Annotated in this window: 10 protein-coding genes, 1 tRNA gene and 1 other RNA gene; 3 read left to right on the forward strand and 9 right to left on the reverse strand. The window is 66.4% G+C overall.

Features of this window, described 5'->3' with window-relative positions:
• Window positions 1-149: 149 nt before the first annotated feature.
• Both G341_RS0116735 and G341_RS0116740 read left to right on the forward strand, forming a co-directional pair.
• Window positions 150-1,550: an FAD-binding oxidoreductase gene (locus G341_RS0116735; protein ID WP_026303788.1), complete on the forward strand. Its 1,401-nt coding sequence runs from the start codon at window positions 150-152 to the stop codon at window positions 1,548-1,550.
• A complete protein-coding gene (locus G341_RS0116740) occupies window positions 1,547-2,839 on the forward strand; it encodes a class I SAM-dependent methyltransferase (protein ID WP_018180318.1) in 1,293 nt (430 codons plus the stop codon). Before G341_RS0116735 ends, G341_RS0116740 begins: the two co-directional genes overlap by 4 nt.
• A 134-nt stretch (window positions 2,840-2,973) precedes the next feature.
• Here the strand turns inward: G341_RS0116740 and G341_RS0116745 are convergent, their stop codons facing one another.
• The 5 genes from G341_RS0116745 to ffs all read right to left on the reverse strand — a co-directional run bounded on the left by G341_RS0116745 (window position 2,974) and on the right by ffs (window position 9,433).
• Window positions 2,974-5,157: a DNA polymerase III subunit gamma and tau gene (locus G341_RS0116745; protein ID WP_018180319.1), complete on the reverse strand. Its 2,184-nt coding sequence runs from the start codon at window positions 5,155-5,157 to the stop codon at window positions 2,974-2,976.
• 9 nt (window positions 5,158-5,166) lie between these two features.
• The gene (locus G341_RS0116750) at window positions 5,167-6,456 is read right to left on the reverse strand and encodes a glycosyltransferase 87 family protein (protein WP_245557027.1); all 1,290 of its coding nucleotides are present in this window, start codon (window positions 6,454-6,456) and stop codon (window positions 5,167-5,169) included.
• Between the two features lie 117 nt (window positions 6,457-6,573).
• Entirely contained in the window at window positions 6,574-7,908 is a 1,335-nt protein-coding gene (locus tag G341_RS0116755) for a glycosyltransferase 87 family protein (protein ID WP_245557028.1), read from the reverse strand.
• A gap of 127 nt (window positions 7,909-8,035) precedes the next feature.
• A complete protein-coding gene (locus G341_RS0116760; protein ID WP_018180322.1) occupies window positions 8,036-9,310 on the reverse strand; it encodes an aspartate aminotransferase type Ic in 1,275 nt (424 codons plus the stop codon).
• A 28-nt stretch (window positions 9,311-9,338) separates the two neighbouring features.
• An RNA gene (ffs, locus tag G341_RS23575) (signal recognition particle sRNA small type) lies at window positions 9,339-9,433 on the reverse strand.
• A 101-nt stretch (window positions 9,434-9,534) separates the two neighbouring features.
• Between ffs and G341_RS0116765 the strand changes: the two genes are divergently transcribed.
• Window positions 9,535-9,620 (forward strand) — tRNA-Ser (locus G341_RS0116765).
• A 126-nt stretch (window positions 9,621-9,746) separates the two neighbouring features.
• On the opposite strand, the gene G341_RS0116770 is transcribed toward G341_RS0116765, so the two are convergent.
• The 4 genes from G341_RS0116770 to G341_RS23110 form a co-directional block, all read right to left on the reverse strand.
• The gene (locus G341_RS0116770; protein ID WP_155827021.1) at window positions 9,747-9,995 is read right to left on the reverse strand and encodes a hypothetical protein; all 249 of its coding nucleotides are present in this window, start codon (window positions 9,993-9,995) and stop codon (window positions 9,747-9,749) included.
• 498 nt (window positions 9,996-10,493) lie between these two features.
• Window positions 10,494-10,964, reverse strand: a complete 471-nt coding sequence (locus G341_RS0116775) for a hypothetical protein (protein WP_155827022.1) — start codon at window positions 10,962-10,964, stop codon at window positions 10,494-10,496.
• Between the two features lie 625 nt (window positions 10,965-11,589).
• Window positions 11,590-12,648 carry an HtaA domain-containing protein gene (locus G341_RS0116780; RefSeq protein ID WP_018180325.1) on the reverse strand — a complete coding sequence of 353 codons (1,059 nt, stop codon included), beginning with the start codon at window positions 12,646-12,648 and terminating at the stop codon, window positions 11,590-11,592.
• Between the two features lie 46 nt (window positions 12,649-12,694).
• Window positions 12,695-13,135, reverse strand: coding sequence for a hypothetical protein (locus G341_RS23110; protein ID WP_018180326.1), 441 nt, complete (start codon window positions 13,133-13,135; stop codon window positions 12,695-12,697).
• Window positions 13,136-13,152 lie beyond the last annotated feature (17 nt).

Consider the following 13,152-nt stretch of genomic DNA (forward strand, 5'->3'; position numbering starts at 1 on the left):
ACGCACACTGGGTCGACCGAACAGGCGATGTCCCGGCGGCACCCGACGCGCCAACTGTTCAGGACGGTCGTACAGTGGGTCAACGTGGGAGTGACGCGCTGAACATGACAACTGTGAACAACCGACTGGGCGAGAACAAGGAACTCGAAATGGGCCGCCCCGCTTTCGATGCGGCGGTCACCGCGTTGCGGCAAAGCTACGCCGCCATCCCCGACGGCGCCACGGTCCGCCTCGCCAAGAAAACGTCCAACCTGTTCCGCAAGCGGGCCGCGACCACGGCCCCCGGGCTGGACGTCAGCGGCCTGAATCGGGTCATCAGCGTCGACGCCGAGAACCGCACCGCCGACGTCGCGGGCATGTGCACCTACGAGGACCTGGTCGCCGCGACGCTGCGCTACGGATTGGCGCCGCTGGTGGTGCCGCAGCTCAAGACGATCACCCTCGGCGGCGCGGTCACCGGACTCGGGATCGAGTCGACGTCGTTCCGCAACGGCCTGCCGCATGAGTCAGTACGCGAGATCGACATCCTCACCGGCGCCGGCGAGGTGATCACCGCAACGCCGACCGGCGAACACGCCGATCTCTACTTCGGATTCCCGAATTCCTATGGAACCCTGGGCTATTCGACGCGGCTGCGGATCGACCTGGAGCCGGTACCGCCGTTCGTCGAGCTGCGGCACGTGCGCTTCACCGATCTGACCACCCTGCAGACGACGATGGATCGAATCATCGCCGACGGATCGTACGACGGCGAACAGGTCGACTATCTCGACGGCGTCGTGTTCACCGCCGACGAGGCCTACCTCTGCCTGGGACGACAGACGGATTCACCGGGCACGACCAGCGACTACACCGGGATGGACATCTACTACAAGTCGATCCGGCACGGCGCCGCGCAGACGCCGATCCGCGATCGGCTGACGATCGCGGACTATCTGTGGCGCTGGGATACCGACTGGTTCTGGTGCTCACGCGCGTTCGGAGCCCAGAATCCGCGCATCCGCCGATTCTGGCCGAAACGGCTGCTGCGCAGCAGCTTCTACTGGAAACTCATCGGTATCGACCAGAAGATCAACTTCAGCGACAAGCGCAACGCGCGCCGCGGCCTCCCGCCGGACGAGCGGGTGGTGCAGGACGTCGAGGTGCCGCTGGAGAACACCGCCGCATTCCTGCACTGGTTCCTGGACAACGTGCCGATCGAGCCGATCTGGTTGTGCCCGTTGCGTCTTCGCGAGCCAGCCACACCCGGCGCCGACGCCGGACGCCCGTGGCCGCTGTATCCGCTGGAGCCGAAGCGCACCTACGTCAACATCGGCTTCTGGTCGGCCGTGCCCACGGTGCCCGGCAACGTCGAGGGCCATACCAATCGGCTGATCGAGCAGAAGGTGTCCGAGCTCGACGGCCACAAATCGCTGTACTCCGAGTCGTTCTACGACGAAGCTGAATTCGATCGCCTCTACGGCGGCGACCGGCTGCGTCAGCTCAAGGAGCGGTACGACCCGAAGTCTCGACTACTGAATCTCTATGCGAAGGCGGTGAAGAAGCAATGATCGACGTGCTCGGCCCCAAGCTGAACCTGTCACAGATTGTGGAGGCGGTCGCCGGCGGCGACCTCAAGATCCGGGTGGAGGCCTACGACGGCAGCAGCGCCGGTCCCGCCGACGCCCAGTACGGCCTGCGGCTGAACACGCCGCGCGGCACCAGCTATCTGGCAACGGCCCCAGACGATCTCGGCCTCGCGCGGGCCTATATCGCCGGCGACCTCGAACTGCTCGGCGGCCATCCGGCCGACCCGTACGAGCCGCTGCGGGCGATCTCGGAGAACGCCGGCTTCCAGAAGCCGTCGCCGATGACCCTCGCCAACATCGCGCGGTCGATCAGCCCGACGCACTTCATCCCGCAGACGCCCCCGCCCCAGGAGGCCCTGCCGCGCTGGCGGCGGTACGCAGAAGGACTGCGACACAGCAAGACTCGTGACGCCGAGGCCATTCACCACCACTACGACGTGTCCAACACGTTCTACGAGTGGGTGCTCGGCCCGTCGATGACCTACACCTGCGCCTGCTACCCCGACTTCGACGCGAGTCTCGAAGACGCACAGGAGAACAAATACCGGCTGGTCTTCGAGAAGCTGGCCCTCAAGCCGGGCGACCGGCTGCTGGACATCGGCTGCGGCTGGGGTTCGATGGTGCGCTACGCCGCCCGACGCGGCGTGCACGTGATCGGCGTGACGCTGTCGAAGGAGCAGGCGGCGTGGGCGCAGAAGGCCATCGCCAACGAGGGGCTCACCGAGTTCGCCGAGGTGCGCCACAGCGACTACCGCGACATCACCGAGACCGGATTCGACGCAGTGTCGTCGATCGGCCTGACCGAGCACATCGGCCTGGACAACTACCCGTCCTACTTCAACTTCATCAAGTCGAAGCTGCGCGAGGGCGGAATGCTGTTGAACCACTGCATCACCCGGCCGAGCAACCAGCGATCCAGCAAGGCCGGCAGCTTCATCGACCGGTACGTGTTCCCCGACGGCGAGCTGACCGGCTCGGGCACCATCATCTCCGCCATCCAGGACATCGGCGGCATGGAGGTGTACCACGAGGAGAACCTGCGCGAGCACTACGCGATGACGCTGCGCGACTGGAACCGCAACCTTCGTGAGCACTGGGACGAGGCCGTCGCCGAGGTCGGTATCGGCACCGCCCGCGTGTGGGGTCTCTACATGGCCGGCTGCCGACTCGGGTTTGAGCGCAACGTCATTCAGCTGCACCAGGTGCTGGCGGTGAAGCTCGACGATCGCGGCAGCGTCGCAGTCCCGCTGCGGCCGTGGTGGAACGCCTAGGTCGCTGCGGTTTGCGGGAAGATCCGCGCCATTTTCAGTAGCCAGACCGAATCCGCGCCACCTCCAGCCACCCACAACCGAATCCGCGCCACTTTCGTGGATCCGCGCCGGCTGTAGCTGGCGCGGATTTGGGATCAGTCGATCGGCTTGGCGCCGAGCTCGTTGGCCAGCAGTTCCATGGCCACCTGATCCGGGTCGGTCCGCGGGTCGGGGCTGGAATCCTTGGCGCCGGCAATCATTTCGCCCACCTCGGAATCGGTCAGCTCTTCGTCAGGCACCGGCGGCTCGGGGTAGTCGGGCTCGGCCTCGGGTTCCGGCGGCGGCGCGTCCGGGCGGCTCGGCCTGGTGAAGGTCTGCTGGCGTTGCGGTTTGGCCTGACGGGTCGGCGCCGCGGCCGCGGCCGGGGCACTCCCCGCCTCGACGCGCACATCCCAGTCGACCTGCAGCACATCCGATAGCGCCGCGCGCATGGCATCGCGCGCCGCGGGTTCGGCCAGCCGGCCGGCGATCGGCGCATGTGGATGCGCGATGACCACGGTGTTGCCATCCATCGCGGCGGGCATCGCCGGCGACAGCATCGCTTCGTAACGCTTGGCCCGCTGGCCGACGGCCTGCCGGACCTCCGACCACTGGGCCTTCACCCGCTCGAGCGCCTCGCTGTCGGGAGCCGACGACTCCGGCTGCGGCGCAACAGGTTCCGGCTCCGCCGCGGGTTCGACCATCGCTGCCACCGACTCGGGCTCGGCTATCGGTTCGGGCTCGGCCAGCGGGACCGACTCGGGCTCAGCTACCGGCTCGACAGGCGTCGGCGCGGCCGCGGGTTCAGGTTCAGGCGCCGGTTCCGGCTGAGTCGGTTCAGGTGCTGGCTCCGGCGCGGGCGCCTCGACGATCGGCTCCGGGGCAGCCACCGGCTCCGGGCTTGCCGCGGGTTCCGGGGTTGCTGCCGGCTCCGGGGCTGCTGCCGGCTCCGCGACCGACGCGGCGGGGGCCGGCTCGGCAGTCGCCGGGGTCGGCTCGACAGTCGACGGGGTCGACTCGGGAGCCGCAGCCTGCTGCGAGCGGCGGACGTACTTGGGCGGGTCGGCAGGTTCGCTCACCGGCTCTCGACCCGGGGCCGCCGGAGCACGCGGGGCCGCGGGGGCCGGTGCGGAGGGCGCCACGCCGGATGCCAGCTGCTGCTCGATGCGTTCGACACGTTGCAGCACAGCCGATTCCGCGTCGGACGCCGACGGTAGCAGCATGCGGGAGCACATCACCTCGAGCAGCAGCCGGGGCGAGGTCGTTCCCCGCATCTCCCCCAGCGAGGCGTGCACGGTCTCGGCGAATCGGGTCAGCGTCGCCGCGCCGATTCCCTCCGACTGGGCGATCATCCGCTCGAGCTGATCCTCCGGCGCCTCGACCAGACCACGACTGGCCGCGTCCGGAACGGCCTGCAGCACAATGAGATCCCGCAACCGGTCGAGCAGGTCGGCACTGAAGCGTCGCGGATCGTGCCCGGAGTCAACCACTGACTCGACCGCGCCGAATAGCGCGGCACCGTCGCCGGCGGCCAGCGCGTCTACAGCACTGTCGATCAGCGCGACGTCAGTGGCGCCCAGCAGCGCGAGCGCCCGGTCGTAGGTGACGCCGTCGTCGCCGGCTCCTGCCAACAGCTGATCGAGCACGCTCAGCGAGTCACGCGGCGAACCGCCACCGGCCCGAATCACCAACGGGTACACCGGCGGTTCGACCGCGACGCCCTCGGCGGCACAGATCCGCTCGAGCAGTCCGCGCATCACCGGCGGCGCCAGCAGGCGGAACGGATAGTGGTGCGTCCGCGACCGGATCGTCGGCAGCACCTTCTCGGGTTCCGTGGTGGCGAAGATGAAGATCAGATGCTCCGGCGGCTCCTCGACGATCTTCAGCAGCGCGTTGAAGCCCGCCACCGTGACCATGTGGGCCTCGTCGACGATGAACACCCGATACCGCGATTCGGCGGGCGCGTAGAACGCCTTCTCGCGCAGGTCGCGGGTGTCGTCGACGCCGCCGTGGCTCGCCGCGTCGAGCTCGATGACGTCCAGGTTGCCCGGCCCGCCGGGAGCCAGGGCGACACACGACGGGCAGGTGCCGCAGGGCGTCGACGTCGGGCCCTCCACGCAGTTCAGCGAACGGGCGAGGATCCGCGCCGACGACGTCTTGCCGCAGCCGCGAGGGCCGGAGAACAGGTATGCGTGGTTGATTCGTCCGGAATCGAGCGCCCGGCACAGCGGGTCGGTGACGTGTTCCTGCCCGACGACTTCGGCGAAGCTGGCAGGGCGATAGGTCCGGTACAAGGCCACGGTGCGAGCCTACCGATTGGGACTGACCGGTCCCGCAGTGCGGGCGGACCCGGCGGCCCGGAGTTCACGCAGGGCCGCCGGACCCCAGGCCACGATGGTCGCAACGCTCGTCACCGCGAACACCCAGAGGTACGGCTGGCTGGTGAACCAATGCGTCCACTCAGGTGTGGTGTTCATGAACACGCCGACTGCGTACCAACCGTGGCGCCACTCGTCGACTCCGACATGCACCGGGCCCCGTAGGCTTTTCAGCCAAGAGAACACCGCAAGGTACAGCCCGACGGCAGCGAGGATCGCCAGCATCAGCGGGCGCCACTGGGCGGTGCGTCCCCATTGAACGTCCGCCTGCAGGCGCCGACCGAATCCGATCATCAGATGGACGAGATAGACAGCCAATAGGACGAACCACACCCAATGGTGGCCCCAAGCAAAGGGCGAGACGGCACACATGGTCATGCCTACCAGCGTCACCGCCAGGAGTTCTTGGCCATTTCGGTGCGCCAGCCAGGCCGCAACCATCCCGAGGACGCCGGCGAACGCGATGCATACCAGCCACAGCAGAGTCGACGGCGTCTCGGTACCCAATGACATTGCCAGCGCACCTTTGATCGATTGATTGCTGGCTACCCGCAATGTGGGAAAGACCCTGTCCGAGTTGAATGCCTCGGAAGACCAGTACTTCCATGAGTCGCCCGGCATCGCGATAAAGCCGATCACGATTGTCGTCGCGAACGTGGCCACCACAGTGGCGGCCGCTCGATAGCGTCGAATGATCAACAGATATACGAAGAAGAATGCCGGTGTCAGTTTGATGCCGGCCGCGAGTCCCGTGGCGATACCTCGCAATCGACTTTCCCCCGGACGCACCAGATCCCACACCACCAGCGCCATCAAGAAGACATTGATCTGCCCGTACCAGATGGTGGTGCGTACCGGCTCCAACAGCGACAGTATCGACACCAGACACCCGGACACCACCACCAGCTGCCAGCACATCCGATAACCGAGTGACCTGAAGCTGGTGACTATCACCCACCACAAAGTGGCGAATATCGCCGCGCTCCACAGGTAGACCGCGTGCATCTTGGTGAGCCAACCCAGCGGCTGGAATACCAGTATTGAGAACGGAGTGTAGGTGTAAAGCAGACGTCCCAGCGCGGGGCCGTTGTATACACGCTCGCCGTGTGCCCATCGCATTGCGCCGTGACGGTAGACATCCATGTCAACCTGGTTGCGAAATATGCCGAACGGCCAGTTGCGGTACGGCGTGAGAGTCAGTTGCACATACGCCGCAATCACGGCACCGATGATGAAGAGGACAAGCAGCTTCCGGCTCCGCGGGAACGGAGTGGATGCGGCCACCGGACCTCCTCCTAGCCCATGCGCGTCGAGAAGACAGACGCGCACGGCCTCACGCTATTGCTTCGAGACGCCTTCCGCTGGTTGGCGCACCGCAACCCGCTCGGGTTGTTGACGCACCGCGACCTTGTCGGGATATCGGAGTGCGATCACGACCGTTACCACCGCGGTGATCAGGAAGACCCATACGTACGAGCCGTACACCAGCCAATGCAGCCAGGTGACGCTGTTGTGGACGAACAGGCCGGTCAGGTAGGCGTGGTCCCAGTGCCGGCCGAGGGTCGCGATGTTCACGACGTACCGCGGCCACAGGAAGGTTCCGGCGCCGACCGCCAACGCGGCGACCAGCGCGGCCACCGAGACTGCCGGCTTGCGTGCCTGCAGCACGTAGTGCAGGCAGATGATGATCAGCGGCACCACCCACACCCAGTGGTGACCCCAGGACATCGGCGAGACCGTCGTCGCCGTCATGCCCATCAGCGTCACGGCGAGGAGTTCGTTGCCGCGCCGGTGCGAGAGCATCGCCGCGCCGACGCCCAACGCCAGCGCCGCCAGAACCAGTGCGGCCCACAGTATTACGTTCGGGTCGGTGGTGTTGCCGACGTTGGCCAGCAACCCGCGGATCGACTGATTGCCGGCCATGTTCGACGGACCGACCCGTTGGGAATCGAGGAAGGTGCCCGACCAGTACTTCCACGAATCGCGGGGCAGGCACAGGAACCCGATCGCCCCGGTCGCGACGAATCCAATCACCACCCACTTGGCCGCCCGGCTGCGCACCGCGAGCAGATACACGGCGAAGATCAACGGCGTCAGTTTGATCCCCGCGGCGATGCCGGTGGTGAATCCGCGCAGTCGGCTGCCCTCGGGCCGGGTGAGATCCCAGAGGATCATCAGCATCAGGAACACGTTGATCTGGCCGAACCAGATGGTCGTGCGCACCGGCTCGAGCAACAGCGACATCACGACGAGCGACATCGCCACGATCCGCAGCGGCCAGTCGATCGCGTAGCCGAGATTGCGGAAGCACAGCGTGATGCAGAAATACAGCGCGATGAAGATGCAGACCGTCCACGTCCAATGGGCGACCACGAAGGGCACCGCGGCGAACGGCAGAAAGATGACGGCCGACGTGGGCGTATAGGTGTAGTACTGAATGCCCAGCACATACCCCTCGTAGAGCCGATGCCCGTCGACCACCGACAGCGATCCGTGACGGTAGACGTCCAGATCGACGCCGTTGTTGAACATCCCCCAGTCGACGTCGTTGAACGGCACCGCCCATTGGTGGACGATCAGCGACACGACCGCGAGCACCACGAAGACACCGGCGGTCAGCCAAGGACGTGGAAGCCGAAACCGCGGATTGATGGCGCTTCGGCTATCGATCACCTGCGAAACAATACCGCCCGGCTTCAGAGCCGATTCACGGTCGTGCACCGGGATAACTGTGGCTCTGGCGGTGCTATCCGACAACTATTGTCGCTGCGCGCCCCACAGCAACAGAAAAATTCGAGCGCTACTGATGGTCGGCGAGAATCTTGTCCGCAGCCGCCAGCAAGACGCACGTCGCGAGGCCGTCGACCGCCGTCTCCAGCTCGGACACCGAGGGGAAACTCGGCGCCAGCCGGATGTTCCGATCGTGCGGGTCGTTCTTGTACGGGAAGGTCGAGCCCGCCGCCGTCAGCGCGATGCCGGCGTCCTTGGCCAGATCGATCACCCGGGACGCCGTGCCGTCGATGACGTCGAGGCTGACGAAGTAGCCGCCTTCGGGATCGGTCCAGTCGGCGACCTTCGCGTCGGTCAGCCGCTCATCGAGGATCCGCTGGACCATGTCGAACTTCGGCTTGAGCAGCTCGCGGTGCTTGGCCATGTGCTCCCGCACGCCCTGGGCCGAACCGAAGAACCGTGCATGTCGCAGCTGGTTGACCTTGTCCGGGCCGATGGACGTGATGATGTGGTGCTTCGAGTACCAGTCGATGTTTGCCTTGGATCCACCCATGAAGGCGACGCCGGCACCGGCGAAGGTGATCTTGGAGGTCGAGGCAAACACCAACGGACGGTTGGGATTTCCGGCGGCCGCGGCCATGCCGAGGATGTCGACCGGAGCCGGCGGCTCGTCGACAAGCGTGTGCACCGCGTAGGCGTCGTCCCAGATGATCCGGAAGTCCGGTGCGGCCGTCGGCATCGCCGCCAACTCCTGAGCGACCTCGGGAGAGGTGGTGATGCCGGTCGGGTTGGAGTAAGTCGGCACCAGCCAGATGCCTTTGACCGCTGGGTCGGCGGCGAGCTCGGCGCAGCGCGCAACATCCGGACCGGTCGGGTTCATCGGCACGGTGATCATCTCGATGCCGAGGCTCTCGGTGACCGCGAAGTGCCGGTCGTAACCGGGTGCCGGACAGAGGAACTTGATCGGCCCCTGCTTGCTCCAGGCGTCGCCGTCGGGGGTGCCGTGCAGCATCGCGAACACGAGCGAGTCGTGCATCATCGTCAGGCTGGCATTGCCGCCGGCGAGCAGCTGGTCGGCGGGGATACCCAGCAGCTCGCCGAAGATCGCGCGGAGCTCGGGGTTGCCGGCGGGCGAGCCGTAGTTGCGAGTGTCGACGCCGGAGCTGTCGAGGAAGTCGTCGCCGGGCAGTGAGAGCAGCGCGTTCGAGAGATCGAGCTGTTCGGGACTGGGCTTGCCGCGGGTCAGATCGAGTTTGAGGCCGGCCGCCTGCAGCTTCGCGTACAGATCACGCAGATCAGACTGGGTGGACCGGAGCTCGTCGGTGCTCAGCGAGTGGAAGTTCACCGCGGGACGGCCCTTTCGATTGCCGGGGGTAAGGGGACCCCGCGCACCCGAGAGAGCCCGCTGACCCTTGCTGCCTTCCGGCCCTGGGGGAGTTCACAGGATGCACGCCGCGCGGGATCCGTCGACCAGTGTACTGGCTCCCTGCGTGCGACGCGTTTTGGGCCCATCCATGCGGGACCGATAGGATGCAGCTCGGTGATGCCTCGGTGTGGCGTCGCCGACCTGGAGGATTCGCCTAGTGGCCTATGGCGCTCGCCTGGAACGCGGGTTGGGTTAACAGCCCTCAGGGGTTCGAATCCCCTATCCTCCGCCGGATGCCTGTCCACGCAGGCCAGAAAGGTTCGACGCTAGCCAGCGTCGAACCTTTCTCTCGTCCTTGCCCGTACTTGCCGCTGGCGCGGCCTTATCGATGGCTGTCCCGACAGCCTCCGGATCGCTAGCCGAGGACACCTCGTCGCTCGTCTGCGTCCCCGGCCATCTTGTGCCGCCGGTAGCGTTCGCGATGAAACCGTGCCCGACTGGCTTCATGCGCGGCATGGAACTTCTGGATTGCTGCCTCGTAAGGCAACACCGGCCGCAGTGGCTGGGAGTCGATGGCAGTCACGCTGTGCCGGTAGCCACGCAGAAACAGCCTGTCGGAATAGGTTAGAGCGACGATTGCCGCCAGGATCACGATGACCAGCATCTGCGAACGCCTCCCCAAAAAGCTTGGCGGGTATTAGTTCTTTGCGGACACTATCGACCGTAAGTCGGCCACACTGCTATCGCGCTACCAGTACATCAACGTTGGATGACCACGGCGGGTGAGCCCGACGGCCCCAAGCCAAGTGCGGCGGCCAGCCCAGGGAAGGCTCAGGGTTGCGTTTGGCGCGGTAGGCAGTTCGCAGATCCCAGAGGGGCTGCGCTGTGACCGAGAACGAACGCGATCCCCGGCGCGGAAAGCCCGTTCGGGCAGTTCATTGTTCCGAACCCGACGCCGGGGAGATCTCCCGAATTCACACACAACGCACCGTTGCAGGCGACGTTGGGTGGGGTCCATCCGGGAGCTGCGGTCGCGGCGCCGCTTCCCAGACCGATCGCCGCACCCGTCGCGATGGCGAGCACACCGAGTGCTGTTGCTTGAAGTCTTCGAACGGACATGACTACCTCCTGGTCAGAGACGAGAGCTACGGGTTCGGGGTGATCAGGGCTGGTTGATCAGGTAGGGCACGATGTCAGCACCGGTATCGATGCTGGCAAGTTTCCACCCCTGGTCAGTCAGGGTGGTTGCCGCCGCGGTAGCGATCACGGTGCCGGGCAGCTTCGGCCAGGTGGCGGCGAAAAAGACGACAGCATGGGTGCCGTCGTGCCGAATCTCCACCGGGGCGTTCATCTGGATCGGGCCGCGTCGGTTTCGGATCTGGCGGGCTTCACTGTTGGGAGCGCTAAATACCGTGGGGTCGCTTGCCATGTCGCTGTAGGCGACATCGGTGGTGCAGGCCAGCATCAACGGCCGATCCAGCGCGTAGAACGCGGCGAACGTGCGCGCCACCGCAGCAGTCGGGCTAGCGGCGTTGCAGCGTGGTGCGGGCTCAGCGTTCGCACTTGCGGCGCTGATGGTAGTCAGGGCGGTGAGCATCACCAAAGCAGCCGCCACGAGCGACGCCACATACATGGGGATGCGATGCGCAGATATCAAGCCAGGTCCCAACCAGATCTACAGATTTGCAATAGTGAATTTGAAAAGTAGCAGCGCTCATAAATCTTCGCAATACGAAGCGCCGACATGCGGCCGATTGGTTTGGTGGGTGCCGCTCGCACAGACACCGTGCGCGCACGCGGGCGTGGCGGCCGGAACGTCGGTCCAGATAAGCGGCGGGCAGGCCTTGGCCGAGTCGTGCCACGATGTGCTGGTGGATATTCGGGATTGGTGGCGCCGCCGGGGTATGAGCGATCCTGTGGCAGGGACCTACCGTGTGACGCAGTCGGGGTTCCCCCTTGATTTCCATTCGTCCTGGGAGAGCTCGCTATTGGATGGGGTGGTGAGCGCGCCCGGCGTCACGCCTGCAGCGGTGCAGCACCGCTGCAGTGTGCCGAGCCGACGGTGGCCCAGTGCGGGGGATGTGTTGCCGGCGTGGGTGGATCGTGCGAACCCTGCCGATATCAGGATTCGGTGGAATCGTGTTCCGTTGCGGGACATAAGTCGCGCGACGCGGACCCGTTCCGCGAGCGCGCAGAAGTTGGCCGCCGAGATGCGTAAACATCAACGCCCGTAACGGGCTGCGGTACGGACGCGGCACTCAGTGCAGGGTCAACGGCGCCGCCGGGCCGACGCTGAGCAGCGCGAGCGCCTCGGGACGGATACCCGGACGGAAGGTCACCGCCGCGGCCGTGACCTGACCGTCGGCCGTGAGCCGGGACAGGTCGACATCCGCGATCGGCACCCGCATCATCGCGTCGGTGCCGTTCATGTTCGTCGTCGACGTCGCCATCGTGAGGACGCCACGACCGCCGCGCACCGTCAGCTCCGGATCCGCCAGGGCGAACTCGACGAGATGGAATCGGCTGTAGGCGACGACGGTGCCGCGGTAGGCAAGAGTGCCCACGCCGTTGCGAATCTTCTTGTCGCGCAACGCGAACGTGAGCCGACCCTGATCATCGACTCCAGCCCCATCGGATGCGGCCAGCCCGCCCTGTGCGGTGTCGACGACGGTCTTACGGAATGCCGGCGCGTACGCCCAGAGTAAGTCGGCCGGCGCCGGGCGCGGGGTGTTCGGGCCGGGCCGCGGGTCGTAGTTCACCGGGACGAAGCGCTCCTGGGCGGCGTTGGTCGCGTCCGCAGCGCCGTACGTGTAGACGCCGTACCGGGCCCCCGCCGGGATGTCCTTGGGCGTCGTCGCGGTGATGCGCGCGACGAACGAGCCGTCCGCCCCGAGCGAGACCCACTGCTGGCGGACGGTTCGGCGCAGGTCGAAAGGAACGTCGGGGACCTGCGCCAGGGCCGACGGCGCGAGCGCCCACTTCATCGCCGACCGGTTGACCGCGCGTGACGCCTCCGGCGCGCCGGCGGACGGTTGCCAGACCGGCGCGAACGCACCGAACGCGATGAACGTGCCATGCGGAACACCCGGCGGCACCGGCACGGGCAGTCCCTGCCGATTCGCGTTCGGGTCGAAGCCGTACCCGCGGATCACCAGCTGGTCGCCCGGGCGGACGGTCTGCGCACCCAGCGGGGTGACGCCGTCGGCAGCGAACACGGCGATGCGGGCACCCGCTGCCGCAGGTGCGGCCGCGGCCGTCGCCGGCACGCCGACCGCGAGCGCCAGCACCAAACCGAACAAAAGAGACAGGCGTTTCATATGGGTACCCTAACCTGCAGTCAGCCAGTCGAGGCCCGGGTACTAACTATTCGCTGCCCGGAAACTGCTCCGTGACCTGCCCGGACTCATGCGCCGACTCAGCCCCGTCATCGGTGGCGATCAGCTGTTGCAAGAACGCGAACAACGCACCGAGCAGAAAGAGCGGGATCGCACACAGCAGCGTGCCCCAGTAGTTCCACCAATTGAAAATGCCCACAAAGGGCATCACCCCGTAGGCCGCGACGGCCAACCACGACGCCGATATTCGCATCACCGCTGCCGCCACGGCCGCGGGCATCACCAACGCAACGCCCAGCCCGATCACCGGCCAGACTCCAAGTACCCGGACGTTCGATGCCGAACATCGTTCCGGCAGATCGCCCCCAGGGATCGGCCCGCACTGCTCCGCCGGCCAGGTACCCGCCCACATCGCCAGCGCCACAGCGGCGCCCGCCAGCAGCAGCCAGAACAGCCGGAACATCGCCATCATCGAACCTTAGTCCG

This window comes from Jongsikchunia kroppenstedtii DSM 45133, from assembly GCF_000380485.1.
Taxonomy (GTDB): Bacteria; Actinomycetota; Actinomycetes; order Mycobacteriales; family Mycobacteriaceae; genus Jongsikchunia; species Jongsikchunia kroppenstedtii.

Excerpts from the sequence above, each read along its gene's own strand:
- G341_RS0116770 (WP_155827021.1), bottom strand. The coding sequence starts at position 9,995 with ATGCTGGTCATCGTGATCCTGGCGGCAATCGTCGCTCTAACCTATTCC.
- G341_RS0116780 (WP_018180325.1), bottom strand. The coding sequence starts at position 12,648 with ATGAAACGCCTGTCTCTTTTGTTCGGTTTGGTGCTGGCGCTCGCGGTC.
- G341_RS0116735 (WP_026303788.1), top strand. The coding sequence starts at position 150 with ATGGGCCGCCCCGCTTTCGATGCGGCGGTCACCGCGTTGCGGCAAAGC.
- G341_RS0116740 (WP_018180318.1), top strand. The coding sequence starts at position 1,547 with ATGATCGACGTGCTCGGCCCCAAGCTGAACCTGTCACAGATTGTGGAG.
- G341_RS0116775 (WP_155827022.1), bottom strand. The coding sequence starts at position 10,964 with ATGTATGTGGCGTCGCTCGTGGCGGCTGCTTTGGTGATGCTCACCGCC.
- G341_RS23110 (WP_018180326.1), bottom strand. The coding sequence starts at position 13,135 with ATGGCGATGTTCCGGCTGTTCTGGCTGCTGCTGGCGGGCGCCGCTGTG.